This is a genomic window from Endozoicomonas euniceicola (assembly GCF_025562755.1).
GTDB lineage: Bacteria > Pseudomonadota > Gammaproteobacteria > Pseudomonadales > Endozoicomonadaceae > Endozoicomonas_A > Endozoicomonas_A euniceicola.
On sequence record NZ_CP103300.1, the window covers coordinates 3,355,126 to 3,379,082 of the forward strand.

Sequence of the window (23,957 nt, forward strand, 5' to 3'; positions counted from 1 at the left end):
GTAAACCCTCCTATGGGTGAGAGAGAGCTTAAAAACGTATAATTAATAAAAGGCATCAACAAATCGTTGGAGACAGTATATTCTCCAGTGGAGTGGACGAAAACCCTGGTATCTTGCTTGGTTTTCCAAATACCTATTGTACCTGATGTTGCCGACAAAGAGCTCAACCTTAGAACAATCCCCATGAAGTTAGAGCGCCTTACCATAAGACGATGAAGGTCACTTATTGGCCCCACCTGATTGAATTTTGGCAACCTTATTGTAAAGCCAAGGACATACCTGGGGTTTTGACATACACGACGGACGATATCAAATAATACATGGACATCATAACGTGGAATAGAAGCTCTAAAATCATCCAGCCTGTAGACTGCGTTTAAATCACCAGTAATCTCTGCGTCGATCATGGCGGCCTTTTGAAGAGATTCGTCTGAGCACGTCGCTGACCACACCACTCTGTCATTCTGATAGAACAGATTATAATTCAACCACGCAAGCGTTATTCCCAGTCCACTGTGCTTAGGGCTTCTGGGAAGAGTGCCATGTTGCCTGAGAGAGTCAGGCTGTCGGATTACTCTTTTGACTGTGTAGTAAGGTGCTCTTCTGGTTAGATTTGGCATAGGAAACGCCTAAATTGACTATACATTTGATAAATGCTCAACCACGAAGATAGAACTGGTTACTTGTAGAATATATATAGAAAAAACATATAATTAGGATAGATGATAAACTGAAAAAAGCTCCTTTATCGTATGCTCGCCTTTGCCCTCTGGATAGTGCATCCACTCATTCAAAGGAGATGCCGTGCCTGATACCCCACCTCAGCTGAACCTTCAGGGGGGACTAATGGCAACGTTCATTACCTCCTTGAATTTGAGCAGCTTCATCAACACAATAGTGTTCAATAAAACTCAATTATCTGTTGCTAAATAAATGAAAATAGCCATGATTGCTGCCGTTGCGGAAAACAACGCAATTGGCATTAACAACAAAATGCCCTGGTATCTGCCTGGTGACCTGCGTTATTTCAAAGCAGTGACCATGGGTAAGCCGATTATCATGGGGCGTAAGACCTTTGACTCCCTGCGCAAGCCGTTGCCCGGACGCACCAATATCGTCATCACCCGGGATGCAGACTGGTACCATGAGGGTGTAAAAGTGGTTCACAGTCTCGGCGATGCGCTGACGCTGGCAGAAGATATTGCCCTGATCAATGGCAATGACGAGGTGATGATCATTGGTGGTGCGCAAATCTATAAGCAGGCTCTGGATAAGGCGGACCGGCTTTATCTGACAAGGGTTTATCAGAGCTTTGAAGGCGATGCTTTCTTTCCGGAGATTAACGACAGTGACTGGATAGAAACCGCCCGGCAGGATATGCAGTCTGAAGACGAAGAACCTTTGACGTTCAGTTATCTGGTGTTGGATCGTAAGGCTTCTTGACACTCTAATCCACAGACTGACCTATTATTCGGCAGTTATGATATTAATGGCTGCCTCTACTTTTTGGTACTGGAGAAGGTTCTTATTTGACCAGACGATAAAAACAACTTTGACATCCTCCTCGCCGTAAACGACGAGGATTCCTACAGCTAGACGGCAATGCCCTGCCGCAGTGCATCCCTTACCAGTAGCGGGACACACCTTATTCGCTTTCTTGCCCTACGGTTAAGATTGTCGAGTAAACGACACGGGCAAACAACGGAGGTAATTTAGTTTTTTACTTTCCTGTCTTGGCAGCGTAATCGCTAAAACATCCAAGACAAAAAAAGATAGTACAGAGAGCTTGCTTTGCAAGCTGAACTTACATCCCCTCACTCAAAGTAAGGGGAACGGAAGGTTAGAATATACCGCTGTTGGCTATTAGCTTTTGGTGGTTGGCTGTCTGAGCAGCTAATAGCCAACCGCCAAAAGCCCGGTAAGACATTGAATGCTGCGCCCCTAAGGGGTTTTACGTTTGAAGTGATAAACAATCGGCAAGCGGAAGCGTGAGTCTCACTAACTAATAACAGAGAATAAAAAGCGTTATGGTCAAAATTAGATTGTATTTGCAAAAAACTGCTTTTTTCATTCATGCAATAATTGTGTTCTGGTGTTCAGTTGCATCAGGCCAGCAGGTGTTATCTGATCACGATGCCAGTCATGCTCCTGCTTTAAAAAATGAAAAGCTCTACAACCCGCCGGTTTTTAACACTGAGCCCTTAATTCAAAGCAAACAAAGTGATTATCTGTCGTCTTTTACCAGAACGCCCCCATCAATTAGCACGAATCAGACTTACCTGACGTTTAATACCAGAAAGGTTATCACTTTTGACTGGCTGTTCCCTTTCAGCAGTAAAGAAGAATTGACTGAAATAAAAAACTCAGACATTGAGTCCACTCCTTCAGAAAAGATTATGACCTCTACCGGTTATATCTATATCAGCGAAAAATCAGACAGCAAATCCTCTGCACCACCAATGCAATCCTATTACGTGAAAAGCAGCAGGAGCTATGAGGATCAGGAGTTATTGGTGCCATTGCATAACTCGCTGGAACTTTATCCTGAGCCTTCAGTGAGTCATGCCCATAGCACCTCACTGCCGCTGAATAAACTGGCAGGAACAAGAAGCGTTACGACTTCTCCCTTGTCACCTTCCGAAGCCAGTGACAGTACTGTCACTGACATTCTGTTAGCCACCAGAATCAATGCGTCCGCAGTATCAAACCATCACGTTTATTCAACGAGCGTGTCAGTAGCAGCCACAGATGAGCGCCATAAAACAGCGTTGATTATTCAGAAGCCCCATTACCTTCATGAAGTTAATGAAGACGGCCCCGCGCGCAGGAATTACAACTCAAACAACCACTGGGAAAATGGGAAACCAGAAGACTATGAAGCGGTAAGCGAAGCCTGTAACACTGAACATTGGGTTCATCTTAAAGGGATTGAAGGCGAAGACTACAAGCGATATGAGCTCAAACCGCAAACAGTTAAGGTAATGATAGATGCAGCAAACCATTTTCATTTGACAGGAAGTTTATCCGGGGATTATCAGGAGTCCGTAGAGGATAAAGAGGAGATGATGGAGATCCTGAAAAAAAGGGGAGAACTGAATATTTATGGCCAGTTAGATGAGCAACTAAAACAGGGAGAATGGTTTGTACGTACAGACCTGTGTTCTCTAAAAGGGACCCGACCAATAATTGCCAATGGCGAAGAAGTAATAAACGGTAATAGAGTTTACAAGAGTGCCAGGGAACTTTATCTCTCTCTGCCAACCGCCGATGTCACAAAACACACCCCGATTAAACCTATTGGTTACGATGGTATGAAAGGCGAGTTGCCTGGAAAAATAAATCTTTATTTGTTTCCGTGGAAGAAGCTGAACCCGGATAAGGAGTTCCGGGTATTTGTACACGGTGGTCGGGTTACCGCCATATCGCAACAAAATCTTTACCAACGAAATGAGCTGTTAATGAATATGCCGTTGGAAGAAAGGCAGACTCAGGTCGAAAAGTGGGCTCGGCAGATTATAGAATACGTTCACAAAACAGTAGTTCCTTCTATAACCCACACCTCCTCCTATTCCATTGACCTTGCCATTAACGAAACAGACGATGATATTTATTTCATAGAACTTAACCCTTTCGGAAAGCAATATTCATCCGGGTCAGCCTTGTTTCACTGGATTAAAGACGAAAAAATACTATACGGCCAACAACAGGAAAATGTCGTATATTTTCGTTACACAATTGAGTCCGGTCAGGTGATTCCTGACCAAGCGGATCAAGAAACTGCTGAAGAGGATGAGTCTGAATAGCCAGATTTTCCCGGACGGTTGAATGCGCAATTGAACCAGCGAAGTTAGCAAAATAGCCATTTTGTATTAATATTTACTAACAAGTAATACAAAAGGCTAAAGTATGGCTAGAAATACGTCCGTAGTTCTGGGTAAGTACTACGATCAATTTGTTGAGGAGCAGGTCAATACAGGCCGCTACCAGTCAGTGAGTGAGCTGATCAGGGATGCGTTGCGTCGGCTGGAGAAAGCCAATAAGCGGGAAGAATTTCTGGATCGGCTGGATGATATAGAGCTGGCGAAAATCGTCGAGGAACGCAGAGGGCAGAAAGGGATAACGGTCGATTTTGATGACCTTTGAGGTAGTCTTCAAGGAAGACGCACTGAAAGAGAGGTCAGAGATAAAGAGATTGTGATTGTTGTGATTGCCGTAGGCAGGCGCGAGCGCAACGAGGTTTATCGCAATGCAATGCAATGAAACGAATTTGATATAAAAACCAACTGTTCTCCTTCGGGAACCGGCGGTTTTTTTGTGCCTGAAAAACGGATGACTGAACCTTGTCGGTTTAACTCCCACCAGAACAAAACAAACACCCCACCGGTACCGCCATTAACTGATCGGAGAAGGGCAATACCCGGTCTCCGTTATAAACGATGACACCCCGCTGAATATTTGAAATATTGAATAACAGCCATGCCTTCTGGAATGTAATTCATTGCTAATGAGACGGGGTACATGCTTTTCGCCGGGAAAAAAACTTAAATCCAGAAGGTATTGTATATATGTCTGGGAGTATATCCTGATCCGGGTTTTCTTCCTCCTGATGTTGCTGATGTATGTACTCTACAACTCGCTTAATGGCAAAGTTTGGAGCGTGTTCGGTGGGGTCTTTATAGCAAGTCTTGCACATTGGACAGTTAGGCCGCCGTTTCCTGTTATCAACTGCGCATTTTTTGCAGAATGTATGGCCGCACTCCAGGGTAACTGGCTCGGAGAACAATTTCAGGCACATATCGCACTCCATCCATGACTCAAGAGTTGCTATAGCCATATAGGAATTGTTGATGGTGGCAGCCCACTCAGAAAGGAGTTCCCTGCGGGAGTTGCCGGAAGCGGCAGCCAGTATCGCTTCAAGGTTTATTTGATTGAGCCTGATCAGAGCCAGATAGTTCCAGTTTTTCAGAATATACCAGTCATGCTCCTGAGCTTGGATGATGGTCTCAAGGTAGCTTCGTAATTGCTTCTGGGTCATGCCTGAAAGGACTTTGCTTATCAGGGGAGCCTCCTGAAAGCGTTTACCCAGTTCAATCACCAACTGTGATGACTCACTAACATTCAGGGCTCTGAACAGTTGCTGGACTTGTTTTTGGGAGAGGTTGGCATAAATGATCAGGTGAGCCATAGCTCTGGTCATATCATCGGGACTGATACCCGGAGGCGCTTCGGCGATGCCTTTGAGGGTTGTGGTCAGTGCTTTTATATCGCCTGCATTAAAGTTATTTTTCAGCAACGGGGAGGGGCTGAAGTCTGGGTTCGGGTTCTGGTATTGTCTGGATGCCGCTCTGATTAACTCACCCAGTAAAAATGTATCCTGCTCCCGAAAAGCACTAAGAGTCGCCACAATGAGCGCACCGGGTGGAGTAATCGCCCAGTCAGTGAGAGGCTGCTGAACGCTTTTCAGGTAAGCATGAACGCCGACACCTGTGTCCTGCTCATTGCCCAGGCTTAGCAACCATTTTTTTCTCTCCGGGCTGAAATTCTGCCCCAGTGCTTTGGCAATAAAGTGACTGACAACTGAGGAAGGCAGGCTCTGATAAAGTGTCTTGAATCGATCCGGATCGGTGTCCAGGGTGCTCAGGGGAGATTGGCTGAACCCTTCCGGGTCAAACTCAGACAGGAAGCCGAACATTTCTGTATCTTCCTTTTCCATAACTTCCTTCAGGGCTTGGGTTGACAGCGTTCCTGTGTTCATCAGGTTCCTGGCGGCGATGCGGTTCTGGTTAGATGCGACAGCCTCCAGCCGGTTTAAAGGAGTAAGGTTTAAGTGCTTCAGGATGGTCAGGGAATGCTGGCGCAGCCCGGGTTCAATCTCCCAGTCATGCTCTTCAAGTTTGCTGAGCGCTTCTACGACGATGGTATCGTCCAGCTGAGGCAGGATGTTCATTATTGCCGGGCCATGGTTTAAAAATGAATGGTAGACAGCCTCTGCCAGAGTCTTCTGGTCAAACCGCTGTTTGAGATCGGCCAGTACTTCGCTAGTGGCTGTATTCAACAGGCGGGTGATGAACGGGAGAACCAGTTTTTCTGGCACGCCCGGCAATGACGACAGGGTAATTAATTGCTGATAAGTTTCTTCTTCTGACAGGAAGTTGACAAAAGCTTCGGCAAATTGGATGACGGGGACTGGGGTAACAGTGTGAACATCAAACAGGGCGGTAAAGAATAGCTCTGTCTCATGGGTGTTGCTGCTTCTGATTTGGGCAAAAAGTTGTTCAGAGTCGCTATCCAGCTGGCTGGTCAAAAATTCACGGCGCCCATTGGGCGGCATGCGGCTGAACAGGTGAACAACATGTTCTGACCTCTGCTGGAGCAGCTGTTTCAAGGCGTAGGGTTTCTGATCGTCGTCGATATGGTCAAAGATTGAATCGATAACTGCAGGGGATGTCTTCTGTTGCTCAGTCGCCAGAATCAGCAGTTTTTGTAGAGGTGTTCTGGTCTGGGTATTTTGGCTTTTCATCATGAGGAACAGGTGATCGAGCTGACTCATGTCTGCCTTTTTGGAAAAGTGTTCGATGACCAATAGCCAGTTCCACGGATGAGGCTGAAAACCATTATTCAGGGCTATTTTCATGCTGCGATCTTCAACCGAATGGAGGATGGCTGTGGTTGGGGAGTCAGTCGGGTAACGCTCTGCTGTGTGCCATTTTTGTGCCGTCAGATATTGAAGTGTCGTTAGTAACGTTTTTTCTCCCAGTGTCACCATTAACTCAGCCTTGTTGAGTTCATTAAGCTGCTCCATCAGTACGAAGGGGGCCGGTGAACGGGCAGGAAGTTTTCCAATTTGAATCGAGGGTTGGTAGTGGGGGTAGGGTAATGGTCGCCACTTTAGCTGGTATTGCATGGCGCAGGAGGGTTGAGAATCGGGTTGGCATAGTTCTGCGCTTAGTTCTCTGTTGAAAGAGGTATTGTTATTCATGCCCGTGATGGGCATGAGCAGGGATTGCGCCTTAAGAGAAAGCGCTTCGGGAGACGGTTCGTTAAGTGCTATAACGGTGTCGAAAAGAGTCTCTTTTTTCAACAGGCTGGTGATGAATAGTGGCGCTTTTTCTTTCTGGCTCAGAAAACTGCCCATTTCATGATGCAGTAACCATTCAATGCTTTCAGTCAGAATGTGGGCATTTTTGATAGGCACTTTGTGCTGCCATTGCTGGTTATCCTTTTTGGTAAATGTTGCCAGGAGGGCGGTGGGCTTACCATTCGGGCTATGCCAGGATAACTGTACGGATGTGATCGCGTGGCTTGTCAGTGAACGGTATAACGAGTCCCAGGGGGCAGGAAGGGGGTCTGTATCTCCGGTTGGGGCTTTAATTGGGCAAACCGTCAGCATCTGGTTTCTACCATCCGGGGCATAGCTTATTTCCAGATAAAAGTGTTTGTTAATGGCCGGACTGTCGGTTCGAATTTGTTCTGCTCCCAGACGCTGGCCCATTGACCAGCTGTACAAACTGTTAACAGTTATGGGTAGCAGTGCCGTAGTCAGGGCAAACAGAGTACTGCGACTGGTCGTGGTAGATCCTAGCGTGGCAACCTCTTTCGCCAACAGGGTGCTGCTGTAACCGGTTGCCAGCATAACAGACAGACTATTGAGTAGAATTCGGGGAGATAATTGGGTGCCAGGAGCAAAATACCGGCGGTAAGTCGTGTCACCGGCAAAGCTGATAAAGCCACCGGCGTTATTTAACTGGGGAAATCGCGGGAGATTTGGGTAAGCTCGTGTTATTTCGTTAGTAAGGCTTGTATTTATATACTGGAACATTTGTTCAAATGATTGGTAAACAGCCAGAGTCGCATTTTCAAATTTTTCATCAGTATAGGCTGGAAGAAGTTCGAGATAATGAATAATTTCAAAGGCTAATGGAAGCAGTAGTGCGCACGGCCACCTCAGCGATAGTATAAAAAAGGAAAGCGAGACAAAAAGGGAAAGATTTTCATAAAATAGAAGATTTTCTAACTCTTCCCGCAAAATTTTAGATCTTGGATCAGCTCTCATGCATTTTTTCACGAAGTCACGTTCATATTCCTTTTGGCATTCTGGTCGGGATGTTTTTGGGTTATGTTCCTGACATTTTCCTTGGTACTCTTTCCTGTATTGTTTTCGGCAATTGTCCAAATAGCCCTTTAGCCCTTCTGGAAACGATGTGAAATTCTTAGAGGTGGTTGTTTCGGTATCCTGTTCATCGGCAACAGCATGGTGTTGAAAAGAAGCAAGCAACATGACCAATATCGCACTAATTATTACCCTGCTCATACTTTAGCCTTGGTATTAATCTGTGGAAGTTGTGCATCATGGCTTTGGGATGATGCATAAACTGCCTGAGCAACCAAAAATAGCAGCTTGTGGGTAAGTCGTTGGGAGTCATGATTTCCGTCACTTTCCCTGTGAAAGAAGCAGCATTCCCTGATGCCCACCACAAATCTGACCCCGGCTGCTCCCTTCTATAGTTTAAAAGTTATTACAAAAAGATTTTTTTATTCATTTATATAATTTAAAGGTCTTTTTTTTTGCACAAACAAGAATAAAAAAATCTGCGTCATACCGAATTAAACTGTCTCAGGGATTGAGAGGTATGGATAGATTCAGGGCTGACAGCCATTCGGATGTCAGGCCAGCTCCGGCATTGCCGCCCCTGTCAAATCCGAACAGCCGCAAGCTGGAAGTTTCGGAATATCAGACCTGGAAGGGGCATATTGTCTCAGCCATGGCTTCTTTGTCCCGTGGTATTAAGCGTTTACTGTTTGGAAAACCTTCTGCCGATCGAGCCCTGAGTCTTTATGATTCTTTTTGTAAAGAAGCCTCTGGTCGCATTCCCGATGAATTTCACCGCAATATCAGGGATTACGAAATTGCCTGTGTGATGCACCTGCATGATATTGGTAAGGTTCAGTGCAAGACCATCAATAACCAGAAGCATGAAGTGCTGGCGGGGGGTTCCCGGTCCGTTCGGAAAAATATGCTGGAGACGATCAGGGCGGACATTGATCTTTCAACCACAGAGCTGGCTTATCGCTTCCTTTCTCAAGACCGGAGCTTGCCAACCGGCTTTCTGCAGAGAGCGTTGATTCCTCATTTTGTTGATACTGTGATTCGTCATTACCGGGTTAACCGGGAGGCTGCTGAGGATGTTGTTGCTGAAATTGCCGACTCCCAGGGATTGAGAAAAGACCGGGACATAACGTTTGAACGCATTCTTGAAGTCAAAAACCGGATCCGCTGGCACTTCAGCGAGCCATCAACCTCTGACCGAACACAGATGGATTTTCCAGACAAGCCTGATGGTTTGATGACGTTTGACCGGACCAGTCCGGCGACAACGCCACCGGGACTGGAGCCACCCCAACAGAGTCGCTACGAGTTGGATCGGGAAGATAAAAAGTACATTAGAACGGTCGTTGATAATGGCAAAGGAATAAAAATTCCTCGTCATGATCTGTTAAACCGGCTTAAACGAAAAGCGCTCAGGAACAAGAAAGAAGCTCTTATGGCTGGACTGGGAACCCTCTTCAGTACCTTTTTTCTTGGTGTGGGCAGTGGTGGCATGGCGGCAGTACTGAACCTTATTTACTACATTGGTTACTACGCTCTCTGGAGTGGCATTACCCATGCCGTGAGAATGGTACGGGCGCTTAAAGCGATTCAGAGAATGCAAGTGTCCGGAGACTTCCGGCTGGACGGTTCTGAGTTTGACTTTATCAGTGAGCTGGATGAGAAGAAGTTCAGAGTGTTTATGCGCAGCCTGCGTTATATCTGTAGCCATGAAACCCTTGGGCGCATTTATAACGCTTATGCGGAATTGGAAAAGGACGCACAAGCCCGCCTGGCAATGAACCCGGATGTTCATTCTCTGGATGATGTAATAAAGCTCGAAGAAGGAAAAGCCCGTTATCTGCACCGGCGTGAGAATATCAGGAAGGCTTTCAGGTTATACGACGTTCTTTATACCACCGTTACAGCAGACCTTGGCAGAATGGATAAGGAGTGGGAAAACAGCGTCAGTGACTTGTGGGATGGCAAGTTTGCCAGAATGAATCCGGCCCGGCGGGAAGCGTTGTTTAACCGGGCTGCCAATGATCCCAGAGTCACAGAAAGGGCATTTCATCTGGTCACCAACAAATCGGGCTGGCTGAAAAGTATTTTTCCACAGTTTTCAAAAAAAGGGGGGATTCCAGTCGCAGAGCGGCAGCAGGCACTGGAAGAATATCAGCAGATTATCGATCAGGAAATGCCAGAGCTGGCCAGCAATGACAGTGATAGAGAGATGCTGAATCGTCATACTGAAACCGCTACCCATGTTGCTAAGGATGGGGTTGGCCTTTATATGTTGAAGTTACTGAGAGATACGGTTAACTCAACACTGACTCATGGGTTGAAGCTAGGGTGGTCCAGTATTCAGGGGGCACCAAGGATGGAGGTCATGCCTTTGATGCCAAAACCCTCTTTTCAAGGGCTGGCAACATTTGGCTTTTTCTTTACAGTGGATTTTTTACTGGAACAGGTGAATACGAGAATCAATAAACACCGCTTTGAAGCGATTCAGAAAGGAAAAAAAGCAACAACAGGATTTGGCCTCTGGCGTAGGTTTCGAACAGGGCGCGAAGAGGTCAATACCACACGGCGTCTTGCGAAAGACAATTTACCGGATTTTATTGAAAAAGTGCTTAAACTGCACAAATATCACAAAGAGCTTGTGGATGAAATGAAACTGCAAAAAGAACTGAGCGACAAAAATCCTTACGGCAGACCCTATGAATATATGGATGATTACGAGGCTGCAATTATGATTCTGAAGCGGAAAAAATATGAGTTCTGGATCAGGGAAATGATGGCTGGAGCTGTGGGTGAATTGCATCGTAGTATTCAAACCAAAACTCAGTATCTTGATTCCAGAATGGCGGACATTATCGCTGGTGAATAATGCTTTTTTGACTATCTTTTAAGTTCGCAAAATTTTAAAGATAGAAAGATCAAGGATTAGCAATGCTTTTATTACCTTTACGGCTTTTTTGGGTGTTCTGCAAATTAAAAGGAAAAATAGCGTACTTGAATTTTTTTTCAGCTCTCCCCAAAAAGTTACAGCACCTTACTATTCTCTTGCTATTGCCCCTATCGTTTATTGTTTTTGCTAAAGAATTTTCTTCTAAAGATGTACAGAAATATCAGGAAATCCGTAAAATTGTTGTGCTGGATGATGGCAGTACAGGGTCAAGGTTGGTGTCTTTTTTGTTTGGCAGAAATTTTAAGCATGAAGAGTTTCGCTTAATAAAACAGTCACCAATGCATGAAGCTGGTGTGCTTAGTCTGGAGAATGGTGGAGTTGATGATAAGTCTGCACAACTCATAGCAGGCCTACTGAAAAAAGATGATTGTGGCGATAAGTGCAAGTCATATTTTTTTCTTGGAGCTACAGCCGGTAGAAGAGCGGATGAAGAGTCTGCCAGGAAAATGTTCAGAATGATCAGGGAAAAACTTAAACAACTTGGTATCAATGAAAAAAAATATGATATTGAAATGAAAGTACTTGATGGTTCAATGGAAGGTGCCTACAACTGGCTGGCAGTGAATTACATTTATGGGCGCTTGGATCATTCTGAACAGTCTTACGGTATTGTTGAGTTGGGTGGGAAATCTGCTCAATTGGCTTTTAGCCTGAAAACAAAAATAGACACTGACGACACTGTAGTATTAAAAAACAAGATTTTGCATCCTGAAAAAAGTGAAGATAAAGCTTTGCTGTCTTTTGAACATGGTCTTATTCAGAAAAATAATAACGAAGTAATTACAGAATCAAAAATGGGGTTTGGATTAAATCTGGCCTATAAAAACTATGAGCAAAAATTTGCAGAGGCAGAGACTCGACCTTGTGAAAGGAGGCATAAAAACTACTTTGAATGCCAACAAGCGATGGATAGCCTGTTTTCAAAAGAAGATGATGAATCCAAACATGCAAAACGACTTTTCTGGCGGTCTGACGAAGAGGCTGTTGATTGGAGAATGCCAGACACTTATTATCTGAGTGGTTACTTTTACGACTATACCGTACATATGGGGCTTCGTTCTCACCTGACCTTGCGGCAGCTTGAAGAGGCTGCGAAATATGCCTGTCAAGATAGAAATGAAACGGATGATGGCACTAATCTGCTTTCTACTTTTGAAACAGAACTTCCACAGCCTGTTAAGCCGAGAGTCGTCACTAAACCGTCTGATTTTCAATACAGCGGTTCAATTCAGGAAATTAACAGGGAAAGATTTTGTGGCACCTTGACGTACATGGTTTCTCTGCTGAAGCATTTTGGCATAAAATCGAATCATAACCTGGTTATTGTTAAGTCCTTTGTACTGGAAGGAAAACCTTATCCCGCCACCTGGACACCAGGCTATGCCTATGCCAAAGCCAATGAATACGAAATAAATCATAAGATATCTACAACCCACCCCTTCATCAGGGTAAATAAGTCGCAGTTCAGAATGTACTGAATGCTGCAACTTCGCGCTAAGGTTAAATGGCCAGAGCCAGTATTTTCGATTGCCGTTTAACGTTGTACTGCCGTCTTTTCTCAGGTGGCAGTGCCTTAGCGTCTACCTCTTTAAAGCCCCGCTCCATAAACCAGTGGATGGTTTGCGTCGTTAAAACAAAAACCTGTTCGAACTTTTGTTGTTTTGCCTGTTCTACAATCGCTTCCAACAAGCTATCTCCACGCTGATTTCTGCGATATTCCGGGTGCACTACCAGACAGGCCAGTTCGGCTGTTTTCTCTCCGGAGAAAGGGTGAATGGCTGCACAGCCAATTATCGTGCCATCAAGATCAATGACCCGGAACAGGCTGATTTCCCGTTCCAGCTCTTTTCTGGATCGACGCCTGAGAACGCCCGCCTTTTCCATAGGCTTGATCAGTTCAAGAATGCCGGTAACATCTTCAATGGTGGCTGTGCGAATTTCCTCATAACGATCGTGGGATACCATTGTGCCTCTGCCATCTCTGGTAAAAAGCTCCAGCAGCAGGGAACCGTCTTCCTGAAAATTCACCATCTGGGCTCGCTCTACCCCACCAAGACAGGCATTGATAGAAGACGACAAGAGGCGTGCAAGATGAAGCTGGTCATCCTTCTGTCCCAGCTTATCCAGATACTGCTTTGCAGTGGCTGGGGATAACTGGCTGATTAACTGACCGTCCTCGCTGGTTATTCCCCCATGTCTGCCAAACAGAATAAGCTTCTCAGCTTTTAAGTGAATAGCGGTATGGGTCGCCAGTTCTTCTACTTCAATATTGAACACTTCGCCTGTTGGTGACAGGCCGAGGCAGGGCAGTAGCACAATGTAATTATTGTCCAGCAGCTGGTGGATGGCCTTGTCATCAATGCGGCGTACTTCGCCCGTATGCTGAAAATCCTTTCCATCAAGCACGCCCAATGGTTTAGCGGTCACAAAGTTACCACTGACAACACGAATGCTGGCACCCTGCATGGGGGAGTTGACCAGGCTGGAAGACAGAAGTGACTCAATCAATGCCCGCAGATTACCCACGGCATCCATAACGCACTCAAGGCTCTGTTTGTCGGTAATGCGGCGGTTCTGGTAATAGGCTGACTTAAGCCCTTTTTCTTTCAGTCGGCTTTCAATCTGGGGGCGTGCGCCATAGACCAGCACCATACGCACCCCCAGACTACTCAGCAGGGCAATGTCATTAATGATGTTGGTGAGATTTTCATGGGCCAGAGCTTCTCCCCCCAGCGTAATGACAAATGTTTTGCCATGGTGGGCATGAATATAGGGAGAAGACTGACGAAAGAACTTTACGTATTCGGGGCTGAAATCATTCACAAGCTTGCCAGATAGTTATCTTCTTCGTTGATTGCTGTTTTTCTTGCGCTATGGGCATTTGAGACAATACTGCCTGATCAGGGCTTTTAACAAACTTATTGTCGGTTCGATCCGGTCAAGGCCAAGAAATTCATCCGGCTGATGAGCCTGATCAATATCACCAGGACCCAAAACCACAGTATCCATTCCCATCTGGCTGAAAAAAGGCGCCTCTGTCGTGAACACGGCGGACTGGGCTTTATGTCCGGTCAGTGTTTCACAGGTTTTAACCAGCTCAGAGTCGGCAAGGCCTGAAAATGGGTCAACACAGGCCTGGATGGGTTCCAGGTTCAGCGTTACGTTATCGGTACGGGCAATAGGTTGCAGCCTGTTATTCAGTTTTAAACGAATGTCATTGCTATCCATACCGGGCAATAACCGGACATCAAAATCAAGCTCGCACTGCCCACAGATACGGTTGGGGTTGTCACCACCATGAATACAGCCAAGGTTCATGGTGGGGGAAGGAATGGAAAATCCGGGGTTATTGTATTGCTCAGCCAGCTCTGCCCGGAAGGCCATCACTTCGGAAATCACTTTGTGCGTGGTTTCCAGCGCATTTTTCCCCAGCGCCGGATTGCTGGAATGTCCTGACTGACCCACCACCCGGATGCGTTCCATCATAATGCCTTTGTGCATATAAATCGGAGTTAAGCCGGTGGGTTCCCCGATGACGGCATAACGAGCCTCGGGGTGTCCTGCGGTTACCAGGGCCCTTGCGCCTGACATGGAAGACTCTTCGTCTGCTGTCGCAAGGACAATCAGAGGGGCTTTCAGGTCGTCTTCTCTAAACGCTCTGGCAGCTTCCATAATCAATGGAAAAAAGCCCTTCATGTCACAACTGCCAAGCCCGTAAAAGCGATTGTTTTTTTCTACCAGCCTGAAAGGATCGGTTTGCCAGAGCTGTTCGTTGTAGGGAACGGTGTCAGTGTGTCCGGCCAGAACCAGCCCTCCCGGACCCTGCCCCAGGGTGGCAATAAGGTTAGCTTTCCCGGAGAGTCCCGGAACCGGCATGATTTCACACTGAAACCCCATGCTGTCAAACCAGTCCGCCAGCTCATGAATGACGGGCAGATTACCCATATCCAGTGCCGGTTGGGTAGAGCTGACAGAAGGCAGCTCAATCAGACGGGAAAGGGCTGATCGTAAATCGGGCTGAATGCTTACAGACATATTCTGGTACCGGCTCCGGTTTATCTTGATGCTGAAGTTAGAACTTTGGCAGCTCGTTCATCATATCAGCCTGTTGGAATATTTAAGAAGCTATTTAGCAATATCGTCGTAAACCCTCGCCCAATGCGGGCGGGGATATAAGACGGGAAGGCGCAGAGCCTTCCGCCATCAATCTGGTGTACTCTGGCTATTAACGTAGTCCTTCAGAGTCTCGATAGTTGCACCGCCAGCACTGCAAGCAAAGTAAGACCTTGACCACATTAAGCCTGCTTTGCTCTGAGCAGTAAGGTGGGTATTCAGCATTCGCAATCGTCTTGATGATGTTGATTTGAGATTATTTACCATGACACTGATAGCCAGTTTTGGTGGGTAGGTCACCAACAGGTGTACGTGATCTTTTTCGCCATCCATTTCAAGTAACTGGCATTCCAGTTTTTCACATGCACTCTCGAACGACTCCCGTAACTGCTTGATCATATAGCCATCAAAAAGCTTTCGCCTGTACTTTGTCGTGAACACCAAATGAACAACCAGCTTGGTAACGCTATGTCGTTTGCGAAGATACCCTTTAAGCAAATCTTTATTGTGTGCGCACACTGAAAACCTCTTTCAAATACATGTAATATAAAGCTTATATTAATGAGCACTGAAATAACGTTCCATGCTGAGAGCCACCAAAGTACGAATCTATCCAACATCAGAGCAGGCGGAATTTCTCGACCGTCAGTTTGATGCTGTGCGGTTCGTATGGAACAAGGCCCTGGCTATTAAGGTTCATTATTACAAGGCTCGTGGGCAGAGCCTTTCTCCCAAAAAACACCTGAAGCCCTTGCTGGCAAAAGCCAAGAAAAGCCGAAAGTACTCATGGCTGAAAAACGCTGACTCTATTGCACTGCAACAGGCCACTATCAATCTGGATACGGCCTTTCAAAACTTTTTCAATCCCAAATTGCAGGCAAGATTTCCTCGCTTCAAGAAAAAGCATGGCAAGCAAAGTAGCTACCATTGTACGTCTGTCTCTGTGGGCGATAACTGGATAAAAATCCCCAAGTGCAAGCCCATAAGGGCTAAAGTGCATCGTGAAATAGTGGGTAAGGTGAAGTCTATCACCCTGAGCAGAACGCTAACCGGCAAGTATTTTGCCTCCATATTGGCTGATGATACCCAGGAACAACCAAAACAGATTGATAATCTTGAAGCTAATCAGGTTGTCGGTGTTGATATGGGGATTACTGATCTGGCTATCACCAGTACCGGCCATAAGACTGGCAATCCTCGCTTTCTGAAAAAAGCACAACGTAACCTGAAAAGAAAACAACAGGCTCTATCTCGCTGCAAGAAAGGCTCAAAAGGTAGGCACAAAGCCCGTTTATTGGTGGCAAAGGCGCATGAGCGTGTAGCCTTTGCCCGTAATGATTTTCAGCATAAGCTATCAAAACAACTCATCGACGAAAACCAAGCGGTGATTGTGGAGACACTGAAAGTTAAAAACATGCTCAAGAACAAGCGCCTTGCTCGTTCTATTGCTGATGCTGGCTGGCATTCACTGATAACCAAACTCGAATACAAGGCAAAGCAGGAAGGTAAACATCTGGTGAAGATAGACCAGTGGTTTGCATCCTCTAAAACTTGCTCAGTCTGCGATTTGAAACAGGAAAAAATGCCATTGAGAATCCGATCATGGGAGTGTAGCTGTGGTGCTATCCATGACCGGGATATTAATGCAGCTCGCAATATCAAGAAGCAAGGCATATTGAAATTAAAGGCGGAAGGACTGTCCGTTTCTGCTGATGGAGGCTTGCGTAAATCCGGCATACTGTCGGTTGCTGCCTAAGAAATCAGAAGCCTCACCCGATAGGGTGGGGAGCAGTCACCCATTTAAGGCGGACTGTTAAAGAAAATCCTCCTCCAGTCAGATCGCTGGAGGAGGATGTCAGGGTTCAGGTATTTTACTTTAGCGCTTTTGAGCAGTGCTTAGAAAACAGCAACAGAGTACTTCAGATAGAAACGGTTTGAAGTATCGCGGCTCTTTTCAACGTCGCCTTTTTTCGTGTCGCTTCCGGCGATATCTTTTAATGCTGTGCCATCAAAGTTGTAATTCACATGCAACCATGCGATGGACAGTCCTTTTAACTTACCATCAAAGCTATAGGAAACGTAGGTAGACCATTCATTACGATCAAAATCACTTCCATAAGTTTTAGAATCGGAGCCTTTTGCGGCATAAGCGTCGATACTTAATCCAGGCAGGCCCTGATCGGCAAAATTATAACCGGCGGTGATCAGGTAAGCCTGCTCACCCTCGGTATCATAGTCAGCCCACTGTGACAGTGAAGAGTTAAAAGTACCCGCATTACCCTGATCGCCCACACTATCATTCCAATCATCACCACTTACTTTGTTGTAACCAAAACCAACATAAGCATTATTGAAGTTATATGTGGCGTTCAGGTTTACATAGGAAGAGTTGAGTTTGCCATTATAAAGGCCGCCATCATCAACGGCTTTACCGTAGCGAATATCTGTATCTAAAGAACGACCTTCGCCGAAATCAAAGGTGTAATCGACTTTGGCAAAGTGCTTTTTCAGATAATCTTTGACGATGAGTTGTTCACCCGTCAAGCCTACCCCGGCAATAGAGTATTGCGCACCAAGGATTTGAACCTTAGTGTCTTTACCATCAATGGTTAAGTCATGATGAAACTTGGATTCATTACGGTTACTGGCACCCGTGATATTAGAGCCATACAGAGTCAGGTCTTTAAACTGAACGGAAGCATCAGAACCGTAGGAGCTGCCAAGCAAGATACGAGAACCTGAGTTACCATAGAGCTCGTAACTACGTTTTTTAACACCGTGTGAGCCTTTCAGATCGACCCCGCTAAGCTGGTATTTAGCTTTCAGGAATGCCTGCTGAAACCCGCCAATGTCATTGTATTTACCATCACCGCCAACAGCGATGTTAGAAATACTGGTTCCTTTTTTTGCGTGGAAAGTATTCGTCGCACCCGCCGTAATCACTGCACCGATAATGTCATTAACATAACCCGTGTCGATATCGGCAACAAGCGCTTGTACCCATTCATCGCGATAGTACTTTGGTTCTCCCGCAGTATCTTTTTGTTTCCAGAAATAGTTTTTGTAAGTTAATTTAAAACTTGGATCAGTAGTCGTTATTTCAGCCTGGGCAGAAACGGTGAACACGCTCGTTGCGATTGCAGCACAAAGTGCACTTTTGGCAAATAATTTCATTATTGTATGCCTTACTCCAAAGTGATCTTTATTGGTGATTCAATAGTTCACCATTATTTTTAGTGTTGGCATTGCCTGATATTGGAGATGCAGACATAGCTTTCTTAAAGTAATCTTGTCGCATAAGCTCCTCCAATGCCCAACAATGATTTTGGATTCTAAAGCAGGATTTGATTTCGAGTAATAGCAAAATCTTTACAAAAAGAGAAAACCGGGATTTTATTGACACAGGTCGGGTGTAGGGGGAGTTTGTACTCCCATATTTTGAAGGCTTAGGGTACTCTTTACGAATTTTCTAATGCGATCATCCGCCATCCCGGCAGGAATGGCGGATGATCGCATAATCAGCCAAAGATCAAGTACAGGCAGTGATAATAAACAATCGCCAGAAAGGCGCCGGCAGGCAGGGTAATCAGCCAGGACATGAATATGGTGCCAATCACTTTCAGGTTAAGGGCACCAATTCCCCGGGCAAGACCAACGCCCAGAACCGCTCCGACCAGTGTATGAGTGGTAGAGACCGGTAAGCCTGTTCCAGAAGCCAGAACCACCGTAGACGCCGCCGCCAGTTCTGCGGCAAAGCCACGACTGGGTGTCAGTTCGGTGATATGGGTGCCAATGGTGGCCATTACCCGGTAGCCATAGGTGGCGAGTCCAACAACAATGCCTGCCGCCCCCAGCAGCAATACCCAGCTTGGCATACCGGCTTTTCCGGCTATTTCGCCACCGCTGCCAATGATGCTGGCAATGGCTGCCAGAGGCCCAACGGCATTGGCAACATCATTGGAACCGTGGGCAAACGCCATGGAGCAGGCAGTGAAAATCATCATGACACCAAACACTTTCTCAACACTGGAGAAGTGAAATGCCTTGTCAGCCTGAACATCCTCCTTGATTTTGGTCAGCGAAGCTTTACCTGCGATCATAACCAGCAGGCCGATGCCAAAGGCGAGAATAATGCTCTGGTTGTAATCCAGTGGTAAGCCAATATGCTTCAGCCCTTTCACCAGTGTCACCATGGACATCATGAAACCGACCAGAAACATGTAGACAGGGACATAGCGTTTAGCGTTTTTGAAAGGGTTGTCGGTATCCAGAATCAGCTTCTGCACGCTCATGAAAATCATGAAAGCGAGAGTGCCGGACATAAGGGGTGATACAACCCAACTGGCGACAATGGAAGACACTTTGCTCCAGTTTACCGCTTCAGTCGAAATGCCAACCGCTGCAAACCCTACTATGGCACCAATGATCGAGTGTGTGGTTGAAACGGGCCAGCCGTAATGGGTGGCGACCAGCAACCAGGTGCCTGCGGCCAGCAGGGCAGCCATCATGCCGTAAACCAGTAAATGGGGATTTTCCACCAGTAACGATATATTAGGGTCAATAATGCCTTTGCGAATGGTGTCGGTCACTGATCCGCCGGCCAGGTAGGCTCCTGCAAACTCCAGCAGGATGGCGATGCAAATGGCCTGTTTGATGGTCAGGGCTTTTGATCCGACTGAGGTGCCCATGGCATTGGCAACGTCGTTGGCTCCAACCCCCCAGGCCATAAAGAAACCAAACAGGCAGGCCAGCGCCAGCAGTATCGTGCCATATTCTGCGATAATGCTCATGGATATACTTCCGGTTGGTGGTTCAGTTAACGGGCAAGAAGTAACTGGAGATAGCTGCCCACGCGGGAGGCGCGGTCTGCAAGGTCCCCAACCCAGTCAATGATTTTGTAAAGGAAGACGACGTCCACGGGAGGCAGGTCTTTTTCCAGCCTGAACAGTATTTTTCGGACTTCAACTTGATGCTCATCAGTTTCACTTTCAATACGATCCAGTTCATCAATTAACTGTTCTACAAGATTGACTTCCCTTCCCTTAAAGCCGGTTTCAACCAGCTCATCCAACTCGTCCATGGCGCGGAGTGCCTGGGCTGAGGTCGCAATAGAGCGCTTTAGATAGTTGAGAAAGGCAGTCCGGATTTCGGGCGGAATGACCATGCGACGACCCAACACAATACCGGCAATATCTTTGGCACGATTGGCGACTTTGTCCTGTACCGTGACAATTTCAAGCAGGTCAGTGCGGGGAACGGGCAGGAACAGACTGTTAGGCAGGGACAGTCTGACATTCCTTTTTATATCGTCTGCTTCATGTTCCAGTTGCACAATTTTCTGCTGTATTAATTCAACTTGCTTCCAGTCGCCATCGAAAGCTGCAATAAAAAAGGGTTCCAGTTCCATGGCGCATTCATGCGCCTTGGTTATGTGCTTTTGTATCGGGCCAATGGGAGACCGGCCAAATACACTGGACAGTAAGTTGCTAGGCATAACTGCAAATCCGGTTGACTGAACGGGAAATTATAGGAGTCATGTGCAAATTATGCACACTCCAGTTGGGACGGGCTTTTTACTATCCCGTTCCTGTTAACATCGCTTAAACTCAGTGCCTCTGTTTTATTGAAGTGCTGAGCCCCCTATGAGTTTTGAAACCGAGTTAAAATTGTCGCTGTCTGAAAACTCTATTTCGCAGCTTAAGACCCATTCGTTCTGGAAAAAGTTCGCTGTTGAAGACCCAAAAACTTTTCATCTGGGCAATATTTACTATGACACGGCGGACAGGGCTCTGAATCAGGCCAGAGTGGCACTGCGTATTCGTGAAAAAAATGGTGAATACTTTCAAACCCTTAAGACCAAAGGAGAGAGTATTAACGGGCTGACCCGTCGTGGTGAATGGGAATGGAGTATTTCGGGGAATCAACTGGACTTCTCAGGGCTTTCCAGGGTCTGGCCTGAGTCCCTGCGGGAAATTACTCCGGATCAGCTGCACCCTCTGTTTGCGACGGATTTTGATCGAACCGTCTGGCTGGTTGAATACAACGGGGCAAGGGTTGAAGTGGCCCTGGATCTGGGGCTGGTTAAAAGTGGTGATGCCCGTTCCCCGATCTGTGAGCTGGAACTGGAATTAATAGAAGGCGATGAATCCGTCCTGCAACAGATAGCCGGTGAGCTGGGGCAGGATATCCAGTTGATGCCTTTTGACAAGAGTAAGGCGGAACGGGGCTTTGAACTGCTTTACGAAAGGTAGGATTTCACTCTGAGAACCCCCCAGTTGTCAATACACTGTGCATAAGACCCGAAAATGACTCTTTCCAAGTGTGATATTGAGCTAATCAGGTCAGTGTACTGAAAGAGGCCGAGGTCGGGGTCAAACATTTCCAGTACGTTAGTATCAGAGCGCATGCCTATTATATGCCCCGCTCCTGATATTTCGTTATTAAAGGCGATCATGCAGTGGCTGGGTTTGAATGATACCCAGCTCGCGATGATACTGGGACTCAGTTGGTATCTTCCGCAGTAAGAATCCCAGCAAACCAGATTCTGAGAGTTCAGCAAAGGGATGACCGAATCAATTACATTGTAGTCTTGTGGCCGGGGCATTTTTCTTATGAATGCAGAATGTACGATCCCCATCAGGTGTTGCGAGCCCAGATCGGCTGCTGTTTTGATGCCTCTGCCCTCGGATGCGAGACTTTTTTTTATCCAGACTGCGGTGATGCCTCCACATAAACCGATGAGATTTATTTTACTGCGATATTTCATGCGGGTGTTAAGACCGACCATTGTTTTACGCCAACGGACACAGGGTGATTGCCTGTTGGTCATATCAAAAATCTTCGTAATCACTTTTGTTTCCTCATCTTGGAAAATCTGGCACGTTAACGAGATGAACGACAACTACAATGAAAAATAGTAACAACAGGGAATCGTTAACAGGGAATTGCCGTGACTGCTGTGAAAAAAGCTGCCTTTAAACATCGTCACCAGCGTCTGGACCTGGCTACCACCGTTTCAGATCTTGTGCGCTCCATGCTCCTGACACAGCCTGATGCGGATAGCGTGTTGTCAAAACACCGTTCTGCCGAACAGCTGAAACTTCACCCACTGGAATATATTGCATCTCTGGCGCTGAACAGTGCCAGTGAACCCGGAAAGAAGCTGGAACTGGAAGGGTTAATACAATGGCTGGCCACCCTTTCCGGGCAGGAATATTTCGCCATTGATCCATTGAAAATAGATGCTTCGACAGTCACGCCAGTGATGTCCCGCGCTTATGCCCTTCGACATGAAATTCTGGCGGTTGATGTCAGTGATGACGAAGTGGTTATTGCTTCTGCTCACCCCTGGTACGCGGGCTGGGAAGATAACCTTCAGCATGTGAATCGCAAAAATATTCGCCGTGTCGTAGCCAACCCTGCGGACATCAGGCGTTTTACCACCGAGTTCTATCGTATTGCCCAGTCGGTTCAGGGGGCGGCTGAAAACGACAGGGGTCAGTCAACGAACCTGAACAGCTTTGAACAGATGCTGGAGCTGGGGAATATGAAATCCCCGGATGCTAACGATCAGCATATCGTCAGTATTGTGGACTGGCTGTTGCAATATGCCTTTGAGCAGCGGGCCAGCGATATTCATGTGGAGCCCCGAAGAGATCAATGCCATCTGCGTTTTCGCATTGATGGTGTGTTGCACTCTATCTACCAGATGCCCGCAAAAGTCGCAGCGGCAGTTACCAGTCGCCTGAAAATACTGGGTCGCATGAATGTGGCGGAGAAACGCAAACCCCAGGATGGACGACTGAAAACGGTTAACCTGGATGGCAATGAAGTGGAGCTGCGTCTTTCAACCCTGCCCACAGCCTTTGGTGAAAAGCTGGTGATGCGGATTTTCGACCCTGAAGTACTGGTCAAAGGCTTTACTGACCTGGGCTTTTCCAGAGAGGATGAACGCCGCTGGACAGAAATGACCAGTCAATCCAGTGGTATCGTACTGGTGACCGGGCCTACGGGGTCAGGCAAAACCACCACCCTGTATTCCACGCTGAAAAAACTGGCGACTGAGCAGGTGAATGTCTGCACCATTGAAGACCCCATTGAAATGGTGGAAGCCAGCTTCAACCAGATGCAGGTGCAGCACAATATTGACCTGACATTTGCCAGTGGCTTAAGAGCCCTTTTACGACAGGACCCGGATATCATTATGGTGGGTGAGATTCGCGATCTTGAAACCGCTGATATGGCGGTTCAGGCGGCATTGACCGGGCACCTGGTGATTTCAACCCTGCACACCAATGATGCGCCTTCTGCGGTGACTCGCCTGATGGAGCTGGGCGTACCGGCTTATCTGATTAAGGCGACATTACTGGGCGTGATGGCACAGAGACTGGTGCGAACCTTATGCCCTTCCTGCAAACAACCCGTCGCTATTGATAAATCAGGCTGGCGGTCACTAACTAAGCCCTGGTCGGCACCTCAGCCTGCTGAAGTATTCAAACCCATTGGTTGTCAGGAGTGCAGGGAAACCGGCTACCATGGTCGGGCAGGGGTGTATGAAATCATGTCCCTGTCTGAAACCCTCCGAAACCTGCTGAACGAAGACACTGAAATCCACCGCATCAGACGGCAGGCGGCCAAAGAAGGTATGTATAGCCTGAGATTATCTGGCGCACAAAAAGTGGCTTCAGGCCTGACCACGGTTGAAGAAGTGATTCGGGTGACGCCCGATCATAGCAGCCATTAAGGCGCTCAGTTCGCAACCGATAGTTACAGTAATGACAGACTTCT

The 23,957-nt window shown here is 46.8% G+C and carries 15 protein-coding genes; 8 read left to right on the forward strand and 7 right to left on the reverse strand.

All coding sequences use genetic code 11. The features are described from left to right. The first annotated feature begins 933 nt into the window (after positions 1–933). From NX720_RS13515 to NX720_RS13525, 3 genes are all read left to right on the forward strand, one after another. Positions 934–1,443 carry a dihydrofolate reductase gene (locus NX720_RS13515; RefSeq protein ID WP_262595336.1) on the forward strand — a complete coding sequence of 170 codons (510 nt, stop codon included), beginning with the start codon at positions 934–936 and terminating at the stop codon, positions 1,441–1,443. Between the two features lie 641 nt (positions 1,444–2,084). After that, a complete protein-coding gene (locus NX720_RS13520; RefSeq protein ID WP_262595337.1) occupies positions 2,085–3,803 on the forward strand; it encodes a cell division cycle 123 family protein in 1,719 nt (572 codons plus the stop codon). A 103-nt stretch (positions 3,804–3,906) separates the two neighbouring features. Further along, positions 3,907–4,143, forward strand: a complete 237-nt coding sequence (locus NX720_RS13525; protein ID WP_262595338.1) for a type II toxin-antitoxin system ParD family antitoxin — start codon at positions 3,907–3,909, stop codon at positions 4,141–4,143. A gap of 358 nt (positions 4,144–4,501) precedes the next feature. Here NX720_RS13525 and NX720_RS13530 read toward each other — a convergent pair whose 3' ends face one another. After that, a complete protein-coding gene (locus NX720_RS13530; protein ID WP_262595339.1) occupies positions 4,502–7,819 on the reverse strand; it encodes an RING-HC finger protein in 3,318 nt (1,105 codons plus the stop codon). A gap of 811 nt (positions 7,820–8,630) precedes the next feature. Here NX720_RS13530 and NX720_RS13535 point away from each other — a divergent pair. Together NX720_RS13535 and NX720_RS13540 are read left to right on the forward strand one after the other, a co-directional pair. Continuing rightward, positions 8,631–10,976 carry a hypothetical protein gene (locus NX720_RS13535; RefSeq protein ID WP_262595340.1) on the forward strand — a complete coding sequence of 782 codons (2,346 nt, stop codon included), beginning with the start codon at positions 8,631–8,633 and terminating at the stop codon, positions 10,974–10,976. 62 nt (positions 10,977–11,038) lie between these two features. Next, positions 11,039–12,535 carry an acetate and sugar kinases/Hsc70/actin family protein gene (locus tag NX720_RS13540; RefSeq protein WP_262595341.1) on the forward strand — a complete coding sequence of 499 codons (1,497 nt, stop codon included), beginning with the start codon at positions 11,039–11,041 and terminating at the stop codon, positions 12,533–12,535. A gap of 22 nt (positions 12,536–12,557) precedes the next feature. On the opposite strand, the gene argA is transcribed toward NX720_RS13540, so the two are convergent. The 3 genes from argA to tnpA all read right to left on the reverse strand — a co-directional run bounded on the left by argA (position 12,558) and on the right by tnpA (position 15,689). Continuing rightward, positions 12,558–13,880 carry an amino-acid N-acetyltransferase gene (argA, locus tag NX720_RS13545; RefSeq protein ID WP_262595342.1) on the reverse strand — a complete coding sequence of 441 codons (1,323 nt, stop codon included), beginning with the start codon at positions 13,878–13,880 and terminating at the stop codon, positions 12,558–12,560. 48 nt (positions 13,881–13,928) lie between these two features. After that, a complete protein-coding gene (gene argE, locus NX720_RS13550) occupies positions 13,929–15,092 on the reverse strand; it encodes an acetylornithine deacetylase (protein ID WP_262595343.1) in 1,164 nt (387 codons plus the stop codon). A gap of 168 nt (positions 15,093–15,260) precedes the next feature. Then, entirely contained in the window at positions 15,261–15,689 is a 429-nt protein-coding gene (tnpA, locus tag NX720_RS13555; protein WP_262595344.1) for an IS200/IS605 family transposase, read from the reverse strand. Positions 15,690–15,753: 64 nt separating this feature from the next. Here tnpA and NX720_RS13560 point away from each other — a divergent pair, with 64 nt between their 5' ends. Next, positions 15,754–16,926 (forward strand): RNA-guided endonuclease InsQ/TnpB family protein, encoded by a 1,173-nt coding sequence (locus NX720_RS13560; RefSeq protein ID WP_262595345.1) that lies wholly within the window; start codon positions 15,754–15,756, stop codon positions 16,924–16,926. A gap of 140 nt (positions 16,927–17,066) precedes the next feature. Here NX720_RS13560 and NX720_RS13565 read toward each other — a convergent pair whose 3' ends face one another. The 3 genes from NX720_RS13565 to NX720_RS13575 all read right to left on the reverse strand — a co-directional run bounded on the left by NX720_RS13565 (position 17,067) and on the right by NX720_RS13575 (position 20,664). Further along, the gene (locus NX720_RS13565) at positions 17,067–18,344 is read right to left on the reverse strand and encodes an OprD family porin (protein ID WP_262595346.1); all 1,278 of its coding nucleotides are present in this window, start codon (positions 18,342–18,344) and stop codon (positions 17,067–17,069) included. 344 nt (positions 18,345–18,688) lie between these two features. Next, the gene (locus NX720_RS13570; RefSeq protein ID WP_262595347.1) at positions 18,689–19,960 is read right to left on the reverse strand and encodes an inorganic phosphate transporter; all 1,272 of its coding nucleotides are present in this window, start codon (positions 19,958–19,960) and stop codon (positions 18,689–18,691) included. A gap of 26 nt (positions 19,961–19,986) precedes the next feature. After that, the gene (locus NX720_RS13575) at positions 19,987–20,664 is read right to left on the reverse strand and encodes a TIGR00153 family protein (RefSeq protein WP_262595349.1); all 678 of its coding nucleotides are present in this window, start codon (positions 20,662–20,664) and stop codon (positions 19,987–19,989) included. Between the two features lie 148 nt (positions 20,665–20,812). Here NX720_RS13575 and NX720_RS13580 point away from each other — a divergent pair, with 148 nt between their 5' ends. Further along, positions 20,813–21,421: a CYTH domain-containing protein gene (locus NX720_RS13580; RefSeq protein WP_262595350.1), complete on the forward strand. Its 609-nt coding sequence runs from the start codon at positions 20,813–20,815 to the stop codon at positions 21,419–21,421. A 782-nt stretch (positions 21,422–22,203) separates the two neighbouring features. Next, a complete protein-coding gene (locus tag NX720_RS13585; protein WP_262601577.1) occupies positions 22,204–23,913 on the forward strand; it encodes a GspE/PulE family protein in 1,710 nt (569 codons plus the stop codon). Positions 23,914–23,957 lie beyond the last annotated feature (44 nt).